The organism is Coleofasciculus sp. FACHB-1120 (assembly GCF_014698845.1).
Taxonomy (GTDB): Bacteria; Cyanobacteriota; Cyanobacteriia; order Cyanobacteriales; family FACHB-T130; genus FACHB-T130.
The window spans coordinates 240,462-258,373 of sequence record NZ_JACJTV010000003.1 but is presented as its reverse complement, the minus strand read 5'-3'; the positions used below and the strand labels follow the sequence as shown (position 1 = coordinate 258,373).

Annotated in this window: 14 protein-coding genes; 8 read left to right on the top strand and 6 right to left on the bottom strand. The window is 42.8% G+C overall.

The window, feature by feature from the left end; all coding sequences use genetic code 11:
- Nucleotides 1-38 precede the first annotated feature (38 nt).
- The 7 genes from H6H02_RS04925 to H6H02_RS04895 all read left to right on the top strand — a co-directional run bounded on the left by H6H02_RS04925 (nucleotide 39) and on the right by H6H02_RS04895 (nucleotide 10,775).
- Nucleotides 39-1,364, top strand: a complete 1,326-nt coding sequence (locus H6H02_RS04925; RefSeq protein ID WP_190815217.1) for an NAD(P)/FAD-dependent oxidoreductase — start codon at nucleotides 39-41, stop codon at nucleotides 1,362-1,364.
- Nucleotides 1,365-1,470: 106 nt separating this feature from the next.
- Entirely contained in the window at nucleotides 1,471-3,306 is a 1,836-nt protein-coding gene (locus tag H6H02_RS04920) for a DCC1-like thiol-disulfide oxidoreductase family protein (RefSeq protein ID WP_190815215.1), read from the top strand.
- Between the two features lie 568 nt (nucleotides 3,307-3,874).
- The gene (locus H6H02_RS04915; protein ID WP_242040563.1) at nucleotides 3,875-5,305 is read left to right on the top strand and encodes a glycosyltransferase family 39 protein; all 1,431 of its coding nucleotides are present in this window, start codon (nucleotides 3,875-3,877) and stop codon (nucleotides 5,303-5,305) included.
- Between the two features lie 58 nt (nucleotides 5,306-5,363).
- Nucleotides 5,364-6,995: a glycosyltransferase family 39 protein gene (locus H6H02_RS04910; protein WP_199328988.1), complete on the top strand. Its 1,632-nt coding sequence runs from the start codon at nucleotides 5,364-5,366 to the stop codon at nucleotides 6,993-6,995.
- A 56-nt stretch (nucleotides 6,996-7,051) separates the two neighbouring features.
- Nucleotides 7,052-8,605, top strand: a complete 1,554-nt coding sequence (locus H6H02_RS04905; protein ID WP_190815211.1) for a hypothetical protein — start codon at nucleotides 7,052-7,054, stop codon at nucleotides 8,603-8,605.
- Between the two features lie 59 nt (nucleotides 8,606-8,664).
- Nucleotides 8,665-10,311 (top strand): glycosyltransferase family 39 protein, encoded by a 1,647-nt coding sequence (locus H6H02_RS04900; protein WP_190815209.1) that lies wholly within the window; start codon nucleotides 8,665-8,667, stop codon nucleotides 10,309-10,311.
- A 176-nt stretch (nucleotides 10,312-10,487) separates the two neighbouring features.
- Nucleotides 10,488-10,775 (top strand): (2Fe-2S) ferredoxin domain-containing protein, encoded by a 288-nt coding sequence (locus tag H6H02_RS04895; protein ID WP_190815207.1) that lies wholly within the window; start codon nucleotides 10,488-10,490, stop codon nucleotides 10,773-10,775.
- An 11-nt stretch (nucleotides 10,776-10,786) separates the two neighbouring features.
- On the opposite strand, the gene H6H02_RS04890 is transcribed toward H6H02_RS04895, so the two are convergent.
- The 6 genes from H6H02_RS04890 to H6H02_RS04865 all read right to left on the bottom strand — a co-directional run bounded on the left by H6H02_RS04890 (nucleotide 10,787) and on the right by H6H02_RS04865 (nucleotide 15,770).
- Entirely contained in the window at nucleotides 10,787-11,791 is a 1,005-nt protein-coding gene (locus H6H02_RS04890) for a folate-binding protein YgfZ (RefSeq protein WP_190815205.1), read from the bottom strand.
- A gap of 409 nt (nucleotides 11,792-12,200) precedes the next feature.
- Nucleotides 12,201-12,722, bottom strand: a complete 522-nt coding sequence (locus H6H02_RS04885) for a hypothetical protein (protein WP_190815203.1) — start codon at nucleotides 12,720-12,722, stop codon at nucleotides 12,201-12,203.
- 8 nt (nucleotides 12,723-12,730) lie between these two features.
- Complete coding sequence (locus tag H6H02_RS04880; RefSeq protein ID WP_190815201.1) at nucleotides 12,731-13,459, bottom strand: Tat pathway signal protein; 729 nt, start codon at nucleotides 13,457-13,459, stop codon at nucleotides 12,731-12,733.
- Between the two features lie 2 nt (nucleotides 13,460-13,461).
- Nucleotides 13,462-14,001 (bottom strand): NPCBM/NEW2 domain-containing protein, encoded by a 540-nt coding sequence (locus H6H02_RS04875; RefSeq protein WP_190815199.1) that lies wholly within the window; start codon nucleotides 13,999-14,001, stop codon nucleotides 13,462-13,464.
- A gap of 196 nt (nucleotides 14,002-14,197) precedes the next feature.
- Complete coding sequence (locus tag H6H02_RS04870) at nucleotides 14,198-14,704, bottom strand: hypothetical protein (RefSeq protein WP_190815197.1); 507 nt, start codon at nucleotides 14,702-14,704, stop codon at nucleotides 14,198-14,200.
- Nucleotides 14,705-14,744: 40 nt separating this feature from the next.
- Entirely contained in the window at nucleotides 14,745-15,770 is a 1,026-nt protein-coding gene (locus tag H6H02_RS04865; protein ID WP_242040562.1) for a DUF389 domain-containing protein, read from the bottom strand.
- Between the two features lie 274 nt (nucleotides 15,771-16,044).
- Here H6H02_RS04865 and H6H02_RS04860 point away from each other — a divergent pair, with 274 nt between their 5' ends.
- Nucleotides 16,045-17,901, top strand: coding sequence for a serine/threonine protein kinase (locus tag H6H02_RS04860; RefSeq protein WP_190815195.1), 1,857 nt, complete (start codon nucleotides 16,045-16,047; stop codon nucleotides 17,899-17,901).
- The last annotated feature ends 11 nt before the right edge of the window (nucleotides 17,902-17,912 follow it).

Genomic DNA, 17,912 nt, shown 5'->3' with positions numbered 1-17,912 from the left:
CGATATCAAGCTTATTTATCTAAACCCCTGTCAATGGTATGGACGGCAAGCTAGACAGTACAAGGCATCAGAGAAGGGTCAGTTCTGCCCCTTCTAACTCTGGGAGCGCCACTCCCACCCGGATTTGCATTCTCGGTGGGGGCTTTGGCGGTCTTTACACTGCTTTGTACCTGCGCCGTTTTCCCTTACTCAAATCAAGTCAATGCGAAATTACCCTAGTTGAGCAGAAAGATCGCTTTCTGTTTACCCCCTTGCTATACGAACTGGTGACAGATGAATTGCAAGCGTGGGAAATTGCTCCTTCTTATCAAAAGCTATTAAAGAACACTAATATTCGGTTTTGTCAAGACACAATTCAGGAGGTTGATTTACAAACGCGCCAGGTAAAGCTTGAATCCGGTGAGGGTCTTGCTTACGACTACCTCGTTTTGGCAGTCGGGGGAGAGACGCGCTTAGAAGGCGTTCCCGGAGCTGGTACTTATGCCCAAACCTTTCGCAGTTTGGCGGATGTAGAGCTTCTGAAACAACAGCTACGCGAGTTTGAGATGTCCGACCGGGAAAGCATTCGGATTGCGATCGCGGGCGCTGGTCCTAATGGCGTAGAACTCGCTTGCAAAATCGCCGACCGGCTACAGAAACGAGGGCAGGTACTGCTGATTGACCGGGGCAATCAAATTTTAAAAACCTTTTCCGCCCATACTCAAGCTGCGGCTCACCGTGCTTTATCAACTCGTGGTGTGGGTGTAGAGTTAGAAACAAGCATCCACTGCATTGAACCTGACCAAATTACCCTGATTCGGGAGGGTCAGATTAAAACTTTGCCTGTAGATTTAGTATTTTGGACGGCTGGAACCCGTCAGATCGATTGGGTGCGCGAACTTGATTGCCAGCATAATAACCAAGGACAACTGATTTCTTGCCCTACCTTACAGTTAGTTGACTATCCAGAAGTTTTTGCTTTGGGGGATTTGGCGGAAATTTACAATCCTCGTGGCTCACGGGTGCCAGCAACCGCTCAAGCCGCTTTTCAACAGGCAGATTGTGCTGCTCGCAACATTTGGGCAGCGATTGCAGGCAAACGCTTACGGCGCTTCCGCTACTTGCACTTGGGAGAGATGGTGACGTTAGGAAAGGGTGCAGCTGCGGTTTCTAGCTTTGGTCTGAATTTAGAAGGGCGCTTGGCATCGATTACCAGACAAGTCGTTTACCTCCAGCGGTTGCCAACCGTGCCTCACCGCCTCCAAGTGGTGAGAAATTGGATTCACCAAGCGATTCGACGGGTTATCTTAACAGTCTGGAAGTGGCTAGCGGCGATCCAGCGGCAGTTAGTCAGGCTGGGGTTCAAGAGTTCGAGAAAGCGGTGATTTAGCGGTGAACCACTCCCGGCGATCTAAGGATTAAATTTAACAAACAGCGAGTCGGTGACTACTATTAACCATGAAAAAATTTTCCCCTAAGGTCTAACGTTTTATGGCTTCTACTCAGCAAAAATCTAAAGCCATCTTTACTTCCAAGCTTGAGCAACTGTTTGGGTTAGACCTGCGATCGCTAGCCCTGTTTCGGATTGGCTTGGCGCTGGTTGTGCTTGCCGATTTAATCATTCGGGCGGGGGATCTGACAGCACATTATACCGATGCTGGGGTGATGCCGCGATCGCTACTAGCTACTATCTTAAAACCTTGGTATTGGTCAGTTCATGCGCTGGGCGGTCAAACCTGGTTTCAAGTTATTCTGTTTTTGTTGGCTGGATTCGTGGCTTTAGCGCTGTTGGTGGGATATCGAACTCGGTTGGCAGCGATCGCAACTTGGGCACTGATGGTATCTCTCCACAACCGGAACCCAGCTTTGATTTTTGCGGCGGATGATGTACTTCGCGCCCTGCTTTTCTGGTCAATGTTTTTGCCCTTGGGTGCTTATTACTCTATGGATAGTGCCCTGAATACATCCACCCAAAAATTACCCAAGCGTATCCTCTCCGGTGCCACCCTAGCACTGACGCTACAGCAATGCTTTATCTACATCTTTTCGGCGGCTTTTAAAGCGAAGAGTCCGCTTTGGTGGCCTAATGGCAGTGCGGTTTACTACGCTTTGAGTTTCGACCAATACGCTACACCCTTTGGTCAATTCCTACTTAGTTTACCTTCTGCACTTTTAGTCCTGCTCACCTTTAGCGCCCTATCGTTGGAAGCAATCGGTCCCCTGTTCCTCTTCGTTCCCTTCCGTACCAGCTTTTTCCGCTGCTGTGCAATCATCTCGTTTATCCTCTTACATATCGGGTTTGGCTTGTCGTTTGTGCTGGGGATTTTCCCTTTTCTCAGTACAGCCAGCTGGCTAGCTTTCATCCCAACTGAAGTGTGGGACTCGGTATCTAAGCGGCTGTATACTCCAGAAAGAGCCGGACTCCAGATTTACTACGATGCCGACTGCGGCTTCTGCAAGAAGGTTGTCCACCTGATTCGCACTTTCTTGATATTGCCTGCACAGACGCCACTGCTTTTAGCTCAGGACGATCCCTCGATTTTTGCAGATATGCAAGCGAAAAATTCTTGGGTAGTCGTGGATTGGCAAGGAAACAGGCATTTTAAGTGGGAAGCGATCGCCTACGTCTGTAGTTTATCCCCAATATTTAAACCACTGGTTCCCCTTCTCAAATGGGGACCCGTAATGTCTGTAGGAACGAAATTTTACGAGACAATTGCATCTAACCGTAGGGCTGCTGGTAACTTCACCAAACCCTTCAAGTTCCGTCCCCTTGAGGTGCGTTCTTCACGACCGATGAATATAGTGACGTTACTCTTGCTAGCTTATGTCACTATCTGGAACTTCAGAAGTTTTTCCCCGGAAAAATTTAATCGAAAAGCATTAAATTCGATTGACTGGATTAGCCGCATTTTGAGGGTAGACCAATCTTGGAGCATTTTTGCCCCTGCTCCCCCCAGAGATGATGGTTGGCACGTAATCCCAGGCAAGCTTCAAGATGGAACTGAAGTCGATGTTCTGAGAAATGGCGATCCTGTGAGTTGGGAGAAGCCGAGTCGAAAGATGCGAAACACCCTCTATCGAAATATGCAATGGCGCACCTATTTCATAAATCTCAATCGCGCCATCGGCAAAAAGCTTTATCCCTACTATGGGCAATACCTCTGCCGCGACTGGAACGCTCGGCACCAAGGTTCAAAACAACTAGATAACTTTGAAATTGACTTTATGACCGAGAGAACCGTGCCACCCGGTCAACCTCAAAATGTTGAAAATAAGCCCGCTTGGCAGCAATCCTGCTCTCAGAATCCCGAACTAAACAAGTGAGACCATTATAAAAAAAAGCTGCTCAATGTAGGTTCCGTGAAGTTATATTCAAAAAAAATTCCTACTCGTTACCGATAACTTAGTTCGCTTCTTAGTGCCATCTTTAAAAGAGTATCGCTTTTCAGCAAATCCTTTCAGTTTAATTTTGGCAACTTTCACACCCAAAACACACATTGAGCTATTTAGCTTTATCGCTCTTGTATAAGTTCCTCAGTCCAGATATAGGCTTAAAAAATTTTATCTTCCTCTCTCACCTAACGAGCTGAAAATCATTTATAGCGATAAGATGCTAAAAATTATGGAAATCAAATTGAGAAAGGATAGTAAGCTTACTCTAACTGCTTTGCAGTTTTTAATTGTCAGCTTGTTAGTATTAGGCGTGTTCTTCCGATTCGTCAATCTCGATCGCAAAGTTTACTGGATTGACGAGACTTCCACTTCCTTAAGAATTTCTGGTTATACCGAGTTAGAGCTTATCCAAGAATTCCGCAATGGAGATTTTCGCAATGGAAAAATAGTTAGTGTTGATGATTTGCTAAAGTATCAGCGACCCAATCCTGAAAAAAACTTGGGTGATACAATTAAGGTTTTAGCAGGAAGACCTGAGCATACACCACTCTACTACCTGATGGCTCGATTTTGGGTGCAGTGGTTTGGTAGTGATGTAGCAGCGATCAGAAGTTTGTCGGCTTTGATTAGCTTGCTAGCCTTTCCCTGCATTTATTGGTTATCCAAAGAATTATTTGACGCATCGTTAGTAGGATTGATAGCGATCGCATTGGTAGCGATCTCACCCTTCCATGTTCTTTACGCTCAGGAAGCGCGGCAGTATAGTCTATGGATAGTGACTATCTTGCTATCAAGTGCGGCACTGTTGCGAGCAATGCGCGTCAAGACCAAACTTAGTTGGGGAATTTATGCAGCAACTGTATCGTTAGGCTTATATTCTCATTTATTTCATGCCTTGGTTGCAATTTCCCATGCCATCTATGTAGCGGTAATTGAAAGGTTCCGCTTAAGTAAAACGTTTATTGCCTATTTAATATCATCGGCGTTGGGAGCTCTAGCTTTCATCCCGTGGGTTTTAGTTATTCTTACCTATCTGGATCGGTCTAACTTGCAGGAAGCGACCTCATGGGCTTATTCGCATCCGAGCCTGTCATCTTTAATTAAAAGTTGGCTTATTAGTCTCAGCCGGATTTTTTTCGATTTAGATCGAGGCTGGTGTTTTGGTTTGGAGACTTCATATTGTCGGTATCCTCTCAATCTGCGCGAACCACTACTATATTTGAGTCTCGCATTTGTAATTTTGGTGGGATATTCACTTGATTTCCTCTGTAAGAAAACTTCTCAGCGGGCTTGGCTATTTATCTTGACTCTTATTGGAGTTACAGCGTTAGCGATCGCTCTACCAGATTTAGTTTCAGGAGGGCAACGATCGGCTATGACTCGCTATTTCATTCCTTGCCTCTTGGGAATTCAGCTAACTGTTGCTTATTGTTTCGCCGTTCAAATTAACTCTATCGCTGCAAGTATCTGGCAACAGAAGGTATGGCAGTTTGCTTTAGTTTTACTACTTTCGGGCGGGGTTTTATCCTGTGCAGTCAGCTCTCAATCAGTAGCTTGGTGGAATAAAATTCATAACTACGACACTTACTCGATTAGCCATATTATTAACAAAGCTGAGCGACCTCTTTTGTTCTATCGATTTTCCGATAAATTTGGCACAAACGGTAACTATATAATGCCTATCGCCCGTTTACTAGAACCAAAAGTACAAATTCAGTTTCTGTTTCAACAAAAAGACATCCCACAAATTCCTGATAATTTTAGTGATGTATTTATCATTCAACCTAATAAAACATTTAGAAGTAATCTTAATAAGCAGCCAAACTATACAATGAAGCTTGTTTACGATCCTCGTGTGGAACTAAAACCTGGCTTTAATATGCCTACTAGATCGATTTGGAAAATAGAAAAAATTTTAAAAAATAATTAAAAAAGTTATGCATTAAGACATTGGAGTTTTATCCTCATCTGGGAATTCAACAAATCAATTGCTACGTTATGTACAAAAAGAGAACAATGCCAAGCAGTTAAAAGTTAAACTATTACCGATAAAATTTAAAATAACTTGCCTCAATATAAAAAGAGCCAAAATGATTAAAAACTCAAGCTTTAAAATTTGTTTAAGCATATTTTGTTTTTTCTGGGCATTTTTTGCTCTTACTAATTGCGGATTTGATTATGCAGAAGGCTCCTTTCACTACAAACTTGCAGAGCATATTGTTACTACAGGAGAACTAGGTTTTGATACTCCACAAGAGGGAATTTTTTCAATAGCGCCCAATGGGAGGACCTATGCTTCCCAAGAAATTGGAAATACAATATTTTTTCTACCCACTGCCTTTTTTAATGTAATTTTAGAAAGAATTTTATCTCCTTTCACTACGGTGAAAGCTATATCTATAACGAAAGAATTTATACGTTCGTTTCAACCTGGATTTTATTCGGCGCTTACAATCACTGCTTTTTTCGGTATCTTGCGGTTTCAGTTTGGTCAAGCTATCTTACCCAGCTTTCTAGCAACCTTGTCTCTAGCTATTAGCACTTATTTTTGGACTTATACTAGGGAATCCTTTGATGGAGTTCTCTGTTCTACATTATTGACTACATCTTTTCTGTTGTTATTAAATTTTAGAAACAACAAAAAAAATCAATATTTAATATTGGCTTTTATTTGTTTGGGGTTTTCTTTGATTACCAGGATCTCAATGATTTTAGCTATAGTAGCTTCACTTGGTTATCTAGTGCTTATTAGCAGACCATCTTTAATAAGCCGAGTAAAGAATGTCGCTACTGCATTACTGATAATCTTCCCTTTTTTAGTATGGCAATCTTGGTATAACCATCTAAGAACTGGATTTTTCCACCTTTCTCCGGTTCAAACAGATGCCAAGTATTTGGCTAACAATGCGTTGGATGGAAATATTTTTATAGGATTAACAGGTCTTTTGCTGAGTCCTGGAAAAAGCCTATTTATATATGCTCCTTTATTAATCCTATCTGTTGTTCTATTTAGAAAATTTTTTAAGGAGCATAAAAAAGAAGCTTTGTATATATTGGTACTTACAATAGCTTGGTTTCTACTCCATGCAAGGTTGAGGAGTTGGTATGGTGGTGGGGGATGGGGTCCCCGTTATCTAGTGACTATCATACCCATTCTCTTTTTGCCCTTTGCAACTAATATGGAATATGTTTTACAAAGAACCTCCTTAAGGCTCTCAGCAATTTTTCTAGCTGGTTTTGGTTTCATTATCTCATTGTCATCAATTATTTCACATTGGTACTGGAGACTAGAATTTGCTCGAAAAGATGAAGTAGCCTATGTCTGGAAGTTCTCAAATAGCCAGTCATTGGATATGTTGAAGAGTGCAGCGAGAAATCTTCTCACTTCTTTTAAAATTGCTACCCATTCTCCAGGAATTCAAAACCAAAATTTATGGTATTTAAATTCTGGCATAGAAGCATACGGTAGTCATACTGTAAATCTCTGGCCTAACTCTCTTGTATTTATCGGTATTCCTTGGTATCTAGTAGCGACTTCAGTTGCTTTTTTATTGTTGATGATGTACCTATCTATTCGGAAAATTTTCAATCTGGAAGTTATTAGCAAAATGGCAGATTAAATTAATTTTAGCGACAAAAAGAAAAAATAAATTTTTTAAGGAATAGGGTTAAACTAGTGTTCAATCTTAAGAAGAATCCAGCCAACATTACTGCATATACTTTAATCGCATTATCCTTACTTCTTGGCTTTTTGATACGCCTATTCAGTGTTCTCAGATATACCACTTTTTTTTATTACGATCAGGCCAGAGATGCTGAAATCTACATGAAGATGTGGCAAGGAAATTGGCCTATATTAGGTCCTTCTGCCTCGGTCGGAGGATATCATCTACCGCCTCTTTATTATTATCTAGTTTTTCCTTTTACTATATTTGGCTCAGATCCAGTTTTTACAGCTATACCTAATGCTTTATTCTCTTTTTTATCTATTCCGCTTTTAATATATTTAGTTTATGAACTATTAGAAAATGTTGAGTTTTCAAAACGCCTTCTTCTGGCAGGCTTAGCGGGTTTATGGTACAGTCTAATTTTTGGAGAAATTTTTATAAGTACTTTTCAGTGGAACCCCAGTCCTATTATATTTTTTCTGCTTTGTTTTACTCTACTCTATAAATACCAGTTGGAAACTAGATTTTCTCTGGTTCCTCAATGCTTCTCCTGGATACTTTATGGAATTGTTTTAGCAATATTAATTAGCTTACATTCCACAACTCTTTTTGTAATGCCAGTAGTTTTTATTGCCAGCTCTATTTTATTCATCTCAAAAAACCGCAGAACTCCTATTAGGTTTTTACTACCTATCTTGTCCGTTTTAGCAGCATTTGTAGCTTTGTTTCCTTATTGGAAAGGAGAGCTTAGTCGCGGTTGGTTAAATACCAAACAAATTATTGCTACTTTAACCAGCTCTAATCAAGAAGCTCCTTCTAATGTTTTGAGTAAGATGGGTAGGCTGGTCTTTAATTATGTTGAACTAGGACAACAAGCCTACTTTACCGGAGAAGGTTGGTTTTATATTTTAATTTCTATTATTTTCTTAGCAGTGGTTTTAACGGTAGGAATAGCCAAATTCAAAGGAAACAAAACTATTTTTGCTTTTTTAGCATTTACTTGGTCTATTTATTTATATGCTGCTTCAAATTATCAAGGAGTTTATTACATTCATTACAAGCTTTTAGTTTTAATTTCCCCAATAATTTTGACTATTTTGAGCCTAGCTTACTTAGATTTATCTAGGAAAACGGATAAGTCGTTGGGGGCTTTTTTAATTACAGGTATTGTGTTGTCAATCTTGATTAATACAAGCCATGACTATCAGTATTTAACCAGCAAATATAGCCAAAATAGACTGGTATCTACTTCTGATATTACTCAAATTTTAAGTCAATTACCTGCAAACTCAACAATCTGTACATTTGATCCGAAACCTGTCGGTTGGATGTCCATGTACCAGCCTTATAAATATATTGATCAATACATTACTAAAAAGAATTTCAATATTGTTAAAACTTTTTGTCAAGCAGGTAACTACCTAATTTATCCAAAATCCTACATGGTACAACGTACTGATAACCTTTTTCCTGTTTTTAATGTTTATAGAAATCCAGATTTAACACGAGCTCATAGTACGGTTTTAGAAACTCAAGTTGCCGAGGTTTATCTTCTCCAGTAAAGAGACCTTATTTTTAGCTAGGTTAAATATTTAAGGACTGAAATGAAAGGACTAACCTCATGATAAGAAAACAGGAAGGGAGCAACGGTTTTTACTCAAAAGAGTTACGATTTTTTATCGCAATCTTGTTAATCATAGGTTTTTTCTTTCGATTTTCTAATCTTGACAAGAAAGTTTATTGGGGTGATGAGAGTAGCACTTCACGTCGGATTTCGGGTTATAAAATAGAAGAAGTTAAGCAGGAAGCTTCTCATACTGGTGAAATCTCTGCTAAAGATTTGCAGAAATATCAGCGCCCTAATGGTGAAAAAGATTTAACTGATATGATTACTTCATTAGCAGCAACTGCTGAGCATCCACCACTCTATTTTTTGCTAGCTCGATTTTGGGCACAGATGTGGGGGAACTCAGTGGCAGTGATGAGGAGTCTACCTGCTTTAATTAGTCTACTTGCGTTTCCTTGTATTTATTGGTTATGTGTAGAATTATTTGAGTTGCCTTTGGTGGGGTGGATGGCAACTGGACTGATAGCTATTTCACCATTTCATATCTTATATGCTCAAGAAGCGCGTCAGTATAGCTTGTGGACAGTAGCGGTTTTAATATCTAGTGCATCGCTTTTGAGAGCAATGCGAGTAAAAACAAAATCTGCCTGGAGTATTTACGCAGCAACCTTAATTTTAGGTCTTTATTCTCATTTATTTTTCCTATTGACTGCAATTAGTCATGGAGTTTATGTATTTTCGCTAGAAAAGTTTCGAGCAAGTAAAACATTTGTCTCCTATCTGCTGGCATCTTTAGCTGCTATCTTACTTTTTGTACCTTGGCTTCTGATTGCTCTTGCTAATTTATCAACAGTTGATGAAGCAACAGAGTGGACTCGATCGAGTTTTCCGATACAATCTTTAGTAAAAACGTGGATTTTAAATCTTAGTCGTATCTTTATTGATTTTAATTATAGTTTTAAGTATAGAAATTTTGGGTTATATATTGCAATCTTTCTGTCGTTAATTTTAGTAAGTTATGCAATTTACTTTCTTTGCCGTCAGACTGAAAAGCGCGTTTGGTTGTTTATCTTGACGATGGTTGGAGTTACAGCGATCGCATTGACACTACCAGATTTAATTTCTGGAGGAAGGCGCTCCGGCGTTGCTCGATATCTCATCCCGTGTTACTTAGCTATAGAAATAGCAATTGCCTACCTTCTTGCTGTCAAAATATCCTCGCTTTCTGCTGAAATATGGCAACGGCGGCTATGGCAAATTACTACAGTCGTAATCATTACGGGAGGAGTTTTATCTTGTGCAGTCAGTTCTCAAGCACAAGAATGGTGGAACAAATATAACGGTTGTCACTACAACGAAATTGCTCAGATTGTTAATCAAGCTACTCAGCCACTCTTCATCTGGTACAACTTCCCTCCTCTTTCTCTGACTTATCTGCTCGCTCCAAAAGTTCGACTCCAGTCAGTATTTAGCCAACCTCTCATAACGCCCAATGAAGAGATTGAAAGCAAGATACCTATAAATTATATTGCTGATAATTTCACTGATGTATTTGTTAATTCTAAAAAAGCTTTGAACGCTATTCTCGATCAAGAACCAAGCTACCAGATAAAGAAAGTATATGAGTGGGAGCAGCAGATAGATCCTGTTTACATCACTAAGGCTACTCTCTGGCACTTAGCTAGAAAAGTTAATTTTTGAAAAATTGTCTGCTTAGCAAATTACAAGGTGATCGCATACTCTCTCAAGAATGCCATTAATCTAGCATCGTCGTCTTGTGCAATTGCCTTGCCCTGCGTGGGAATCTGCCTGAGCTACCCTAGAATTGTAGGCTTCGGCTTCTTTCCCAAGGAGCGGAAATTTTTCTAATCCTTACCTTGTCTTGCTCTAAAAGTATTTTAATTTGCCAAAACCGCAGCTGCCGCAAGCAAGGTGCAGCTAAGGTTTTGGCAGCTTTCCAGGCGTCTGAAGTTCCCGGCGTCACTGTAACAGGTAGCCAATGTTTAGGACAATGTGGCAATGGCCCGATGGTAGTGGTGATGCCAGAAGAGGTTTGGTACAACCACGTCCATCCTGATGAAGTGCCAACAGTGATAGAACGACATTTACGGGGTGGAAAACCTGTTGCAGCTATGCTTTATCGCAAATTTCACCAGCGTTCGTAGCAGTATTGTCCCTAAACGTAGTCGTGTGTCACGAATGGCACCGCAACGAGTTCACCCTGGCTTTCCCCTACTTGTACTTTCAGCCCTTCACCACCGGCTTTGGTGCGGATGTAGCCGAGTCCAAAGGAACCTTGGTCGGTTTTGGTGTAGCTGGTGAGTTTGCCGACTTTTTCTTCTCCAATCGTAATTACACTTCCTGGGTCGGCGGGTGCGTTGAGTCGGACACCCCAAAGGTGTTGTTTGACTCCTTTATAAGTGTTTAAACGGGCAATTGTCTCCTGTCCGATATAGCAGCCTTTTTCAAAGGAGATGGTTTGCCACAAGCCTGCTTCTAGAGGATTGTAATCCTCAGTTAGCTCAAGGTCAGGTGCGGGGCGTCCTTGTTCAATTCGCAGATGTTCCCAAACGCGATCGCTCATCGGCACTGCCCCAGCTTGCGCTAAAGTATTCCACAACGTTTCCTTATCAGCAGCGGAGAGGATCAGAGTGTATCCCGGCGTTGCCAAACCGCTGCCCACAGCTACCCGCACCTCGGTATCCCCCACTGTCAATTGCTGATGAGAACCATCAGGTTGACCAATCATGACACCCGCACCCAACTGTTCTAATAGGGCATCACTCCCTGACCCAATCAAGCTGAAGGTGGCAGTATTATCAGTTATATCGGTTAATTGCACCTTGTCAGCGAAAAAAATGTATTGGTCTAGCCATTTCATCAGCTTCTCGCGCCGATTGGGTGAAACCAACAGCAGGACTGCATCTTCCATCACATAGGCGGTGGTTAAGTCAATCGTTCGCGCTGTGGATGTGACAAAAACCGTATCGCAGCCTTGTCCTGGCTTGAGTCGCTGGAAATCGTTTGTACTCTGGTTGTGCAAAAATCGGATGCGATCGCCTTCGGAAACTTGAATCCGTCCCCAATGAGAGCGATCGCATACAGCAACCCCCTCCCGCGCCGCTTGGATAGCTGCTGCACTCTTGTCGTCAAAATTGCCGTCAATTGCAGATGTAGGCATGGTGATTGTTGCTAATAGTTTCAATTTTTATCTAGCATTTCTGCTAGTTTCTCTGACTTGAAAATCTTATCAAATAAGACTAATCAGCTTCAATCCGCTATTCCATATGAAGCTAACAACGTATCGAGACATTGATACTATTGCCGATTGAACCAGATGAAGCTTGAAGAAGGATCGTGCTTTGTAAAGAGAATGTGCTCGCTTCCCCAAATGTAGTGTAATTTCTGGGAGAGCGAGCGCTATGCCTGGATTTGATGATGGAGGAATGACTTTTAGTGTTATTTTTTTTACACTTTCAACATCGCTAACCTCTACGAAAAAAGATTAATAATTTGTGTTAGCTTCATCCTGGCAAAGAATTTTTCTATCTGGGATGTTCATGCATAACTTAATATCAAACATATTTTTTCTATTTTATAGGATAAAACTGGTGTAATCGTCCTTGTTTTACTCCTAGTACATAAGTTACGCCGTTCACAACTCCATTAACTTGAGCAGTTCCAAAGCCGATTCTGCTAAGCTTTTGGCGATTTTGATTCGCTACTGATATGACTGCATTAGAAATAGAATCAACTGTCATATTTTCTCTAAAGAAGGTTTGTACCTTCTTTTTTTTATTCGGGTTTCCTAGGTTCCAGAACCTAGGGTGATGTTCCCGAAGGATGTGTCGCATATCGTTTGGACCCAAAGTGAAGTTTGTAGAGCCAATTTTTACTCTTCTGGTTCTAAATGTGGATAAAGCGGCTCTTAGCCTGTTTGGTTGTATCCGTATTGATGGAACCTTCCTAGCTAGGAGTTGCTCTTCATTCATCTGTACACTACCAAGATCGGCTGTGAACAGATCGCGACTGTGTAGATTTTTCGCTTCAGCTTGTAAAGAGACGCTGAACAGTAAAAGTAAAGATGTGGTAATTTTGATTGATATTTTCATGTTGGAGGTTATGAAAACTTAACTTGAACGATAATATCTCGGCGGGGTTGACCGCCAGCTTCAACTATAAGCTGAACTTCACCACGCCCACCACGACCGGGTTGGATGAGGTCATAGCGAGAAGTAACTTCGCCTAAAAGTGTGAGGTAGTTTGTGAAACCCACACCATAACTTGCACCGATAGATGGATCGTTGTCTCCTTCCCACGTTCCCCAATCATCAAACTGCGATCGCACTGGCATAAGCGATCCTGCTACCTCACTAGGTGAAAGTCCTTGTTTCGCCAGAAATTGAGAAGCGACGTGAATTCCTGTCATCGTAGGGCCAGAAATTTTAGCGGTGCTAATCTCATCCTGATATTCCTGAACAAAGCCGAACCCGACATTTGGTCCCCACTTATCTTGCCTTTGCTGACCCCAGAAAATAGTTGATTCAGCTTGTGCGAACTGAGTTCTATTTTGAGTAAATCGGCGCTCTATAAAATCTTTGTCAGCTAGTTGGATCTGTAAAAGTTCTTCTTGAGAAGGACCAAATGCGCCGGATAATGCACCTCGAATTACTCTGCCAGCGGCAAAACGTACCAGACTGCCAAAAACTCCAGGAGCTGTTAATCCCCTCAGCGCCAAGCCCCAGATAACTGCTTCAGATGGTTTTGGGAAAAAAATACCAGAACTAGCTGCAAAAGAAGCCCCGCCTATAAGTGCAATGCGAGTAAACTTGCGTCGGTTAAGTGTCATGGTTATCTTCTCTGACCTGGGCGTGAAGAAATAGGCTCAAGAAGTGCCTGGAAGACATGAACAAAAACTGGACATTTGCTAGAACAACTTGTTTCTAAGGCAAGGCTACTTGCTTTAGAAACGTCAATTAATAGCAATTCTTTCTCTCCAGAAGAAATGGTTCGAGACGCAACTTGATTCCCATCTAAATGAACAGAAACTGTGACTTGACCTTTCCTGGCACTGTCGTCAATCCCAAATGCTAACCGTAGTGTTTTAAATTTAGATGCGGAGCCAGCGGGTCTAATTCTACAGGTCATTGAGGAGGGCTGACCATCCCCACCATAATAACCAGATGTTATATACATAACAGAGGTAAAAAGTTCTTTACCTACAGAAATTTCTTCACGAGATGTCCCCCACCTGCCACTCGTTTTAACACATGTATTTGACAGTAAAAAGGCAGGCTTCTGTGCGTGTGCTACTTCTTCAGCTATTCCAGCACCAGCCAGATATATCGCACTAACTACGGCAATTTTACGGATCAACTTCATTTTATTCATGGTTACTGCGGCTCGTGAATTCTGGCTGAAGATACGGCATTGTATCTACGTGAGCCTAAGTTAACACTCCAAAAATGGTTTGAGGTCAGTAATATTGCGTAATTTTAATATCTCCAGTTGCAAATTGCAACGTCGTTACAATAGATTCACTGATGCGCGATCTCATCCTTTCCTCACCTTTTAACTTGCGGACTTTTTAACTAGCTGGTAAGTCCGCAAATACCTTCTCCACCAGATGTCGTGCTTTAGCGTCTAAGAGGTTCCAGTCTACATCGCCAGTGTCCTCTTCAATTAAGCTAGTATCAATCTCGACTTGCTGATTTTCGGGGTGAGCGATCGCTCGATCGTAATTGCGAAAACAGACTTGATAACAAAGTTCCCATAAATCAACAGTAACTTGCTGGTCTTGATGCTTCAAACAAAGGAGATAACCAGGATAGGGATTGGGCATTGCCATCAAAGCTTGTTCTATCTCCGAAGCTTCTTCTGGAGAAGCCGCTGCCATCTGTTCTCTTAATAACGTAAAAGTGGTTTTAGTTTCCTCCGGCGTCCCCTCAGGCCAAATTAACACATCTTGGTAAGTTCCCCTCCAGCTTGATTCGTCTAGCTGTTTGCGAATCTGGTCGATGATTCGGATAAAAGCTGGTTGCATAAGCAATTCAGCTTGTTCCCAACTGGTAATATTTGTGAACTTTGGCATCATTTTTATCTTAAAAAATTGAAAAAAATGTGATAGAAAAAACTTAAGGTTGAGGTGAAGAGGGTGACGAGGCTGGCTCTTCTCGTTGTACCGTTTCAACTTGACTAACTTGAAAAATCAAGGTAAAAGGTTGACCCATCTTTTTGGCAACAAACTCTTCCAACAACCGCACTTGTTTAGGGGTTAAAACTTGCTGAGCGCGAACAGTGAGATAAACTTCAGGGGGGTTCGTTAACCAGTTGGACTCAGTTTTAACCAGTTCTACTCGCTGAAAAGTAATCGTATTCTTCAGTAGCGCCTGCTTCAAACTCGCTTCCAGTCGGGCTTGCCGGAGTAATTCTACAAAACTGATCCCTAAAGGAATCAAAAGTATCGCCGTCAAGGCAAGCGTCCAACTTAGGGCTTTCCTTGCTTTCGCTAGGGGGGTATAGCCTGACAATAAAAAAGTCAGCATACAGGCAAGAGTAATCCCCAGCAAGTTCGTCATGTACAGCAGCGCTGCACCCAGACTCAGCGACCAATTCGCTTGGGCAAGCCCCAAACCGATGACACAAATCGGAGGCATCAGTGCCACAGCGATCGCTGTCCCCGCCAAAGTCCCAGAAATTTTGGGCTGCACTTTCGCAAAGCCACTAATGCCCCCAGCGGCTACAGCAATTCCCAAATCGAGTAGAGTCGGTTTAGAGCGAGACAGCACTTCGCTGCCAAATTCTGGGAGTCCAACAAAAGAACCCAGAAGCATCGCTAAAACAATCGCCAGACACGTCCCCACAACGACCGCAACCAAGCCTTTGCGAAACAGAATCACGTCGCCTTCTAAAGCGGCAAAGGCTAATCCTCGAATGGGGAACATCAACGGGGCAACAATCATCGCACCAATAATGACAGCCGCACTGTTAGTCAACAATCCCAAAGTTGCGATCGCGCAGGAACCAATAATCAACACGATGTAGTTCAAATCCATCGTGGATTCTTCCAACAGCCCCTCTCGCTGCACGCCTAACTCCTGCTGTGCCTTTTGTCGCCATCGCCGATATTTCGACCACTTCCAATGAATATTTTTTAGCAAATGAAAATAGTACCCTAAAATTCTATCTGAAGCCTGATAAAAGCTCCGCTTGATGCTCAATATTCACAATGATCGCAATCCCTCCGCAAAATTCAGCTACTTCTCTGGGTGGAAATCAGCAGTGAATCATCGGTGTTTACAGGCACGCTTCCCGAACGCTTCACACCCCAAGCCGCAAAAATTAGTGAAATCTTTGACAAACTCTGCGGATTCGTTGAGTTTATCCGAGTGGTATTAATATTGAGCGTACATTCTTTTTTCAGCAGGTCGCACCATGATCGGGCGTTTATTAGACCAGCGTTACCAAGTTGTCCAAGCCTTAGGTGCCGGTGGATTCGGAAAAACTTACATCGCCAAAGACACCCGCCGTCCTGGTGCCCCAACTTGTGTTGTCAAGCACCTCAAGCCTGCTAGTAGCGATGTTAATTTTTTGGAAACGGCTAGACGGTTATTCACCAGCGAAGCCGAAACCCTAGAACAACTAGGAAATCACGACCAAATCCCTAGATTATTAGCCAACTTTGAAGAAAACCAAGAATTTTACTTGGTACAAGAGTTCATCGATGGGCATCCCCTCAGCGCCGAACTCTCACCCACTTATCGTTGGCAAGAAGGTCAAGTCATCCAAATGCTACAACAAGTTTTGAGCGTTTTGGAATTTGTCCACTACAACGGCGTCATCCACCGCGACATCAAACCAGACAACTTAATCCGACGCAACTCAGATAACAAGTTAGTTTTAGTTGACTTTGGCGCAGTCAAGCTACTGCGGACTCAAACCCTCATCAATCAAGCACAAGCCAGTGCCACCGTTGCCATTGGCACTCCCGGCTATATGCCAACTGAACAAGCGCAAGGCAGACCCCGCCCTAATAGCGATATTTATGCTTTGGGCATGATTGGCATCCAGGCGCTGACGGGGCTAATGCCACTGCAATTGCACGAAGATCCCCAGACGGGCGAGACTCTCTGGCAGCATCTGGTGGCGGTCAGTCCAGGGTTAGCAGGTGTTTTAACAAAAATGACCCGCTACCACTTCAAAGACCGCTATCAGTCAGCAACGGAAGCACTACAAAACTTGCAACAGCTACTCTATGGGGGTGGACAGCCAGGAGTGGGGGTTGGATATCCACCCATCGAGTACACACCCACTCCCCCACCGCCGCCAACTCCACCGTCTGAACAGAAAACCTTTGCAGTCGTTCCTCCACAACCCACATCACAACCTACTCCAAAACCAATCAGTCACGAGTACAGTCCTCCTGTTGTTGCTCCCTCGTCTAATAAATTTCCCCTAGCGATGGGGGTCATTGTGACTGGTTTGGTTTTTGGCGTCGGGGCATTCTTCGCTATTTATCCACAATTTCAACAAAAGAGTGATGGAGGGTCTAAGAGCAATCCGAATGAAGTGGTAGACAAACCACAAGAAACTTGCAGAGTTTCAGAGGGTCCCTTAAATGTACGTTCTAGCCCTAACGCTAGGGTAGTAGGCAGCGTCAAACAAGGGACAAGTTTATCTGTTACCGGGACTGAAAAAAATGGGTGGGTGCCGATTAGTTCGCCCGTAAAGGGATGGGTCTTTAGCAAGTTTATCGATTGTGGCTCATCTGCCTCAGCAACTCCCAAGCCTTCTCCCACAACCACTCCTAAACCTTCTCCAGAAACGCCGAAACCTGCCGTCGATCGGGGACGGGAGATTATTGCACAAGCAACGGAAAAATTTCAAGCGGGAGATTTCGGCGGCGCGATCGCTCTCGTTAGATCCATTCCTGCTAACAGTCCTGCTTTCGGACAAGCGAGGGAAGCGCTGCAAGAGTGGCCCCTGAATTGGTCAGTTGCAGAAGGGATATATAAGGATGCCCAAAGAGCTTTCGAGCAAGGTCGGTGGCAAGACGTCATTGCTGCTGCAAAAGACCCTGGACTTCCGCAGATTAAATTTTGGCAAGATCAGTTACGCCAATTAGCTGCACAAGCCGAGCAAAAACAGAACCAACAAACACCTTCTCCCAGTCCCAGCGAAAGCCCCACCGAGAGTCCCAGCCCCACTGAAAGTCCTAGTCCAATTGAGAGTCCCAGTCCCAGCGAAAGCCCTAGCCCGACTGAGAGTCCAACAACTGAGCCTTCCTCGTGACGACACTCATA

Excerpts from the sequence above, each read along its gene's own strand:
- H6H02_RS04925 (WP_190815217.1), top strand. The coding sequence starts at position 39 with ATGGACGGCAAGCTAGACAGTACAAGGCATCAGAGAAGGGTCAGTTCT.
- H6H02_RS04920 (WP_190815215.1), top strand. The coding sequence starts at position 1,471 with ATGGCTTCTACTCAGCAAAAATCTAAAGCCATCTTTACTTCCAAGCTT.
- H6H02_RS04900 (WP_190815209.1), top strand. The coding sequence starts at position 8,665 with ATGATAAGAAAACAGGAAGGGAGCAACGGTTTTTACTCAAAAGAGTTA.
- H6H02_RS04890 (WP_190815205.1), bottom strand. The coding sequence starts at position 11,791 with ATGCCTACATCTGCAATTGACGGCAATTTTGACGACAAGAGTGCAGCA.
- H6H02_RS04885 (WP_190815203.1), bottom strand. The coding sequence starts at position 12,722 with ATGAAAATATCAATCAAAATTACCACATCTTTACTTTTACTGTTCAGC.
- H6H02_RS04880 (WP_190815201.1), bottom strand. The coding sequence starts at position 13,459 with ATGACACTTAACCGACGCAAGTTTACTCGCATTGCACTTATAGGCGGG.
- H6H02_RS04875 (WP_190815199.1), bottom strand. The coding sequence starts at position 14,001 with ATGAATAAAATGAAGTTGATCCGTAAAATTGCCGTAGTTAGTGCGATA.
- H6H02_RS04870 (WP_190815197.1), bottom strand. The coding sequence starts at position 14,704 with ATGATGCCAAAGTTCACAAATATTACCAGTTGGGAACAAGCTGAATTG.
- H6H02_RS04860 (WP_190815195.1), top strand. The coding sequence starts at position 16,045 with ATGATCGGGCGTTTATTAGACCAGCGTTACCAAGTTGTCCAAGCCTTA.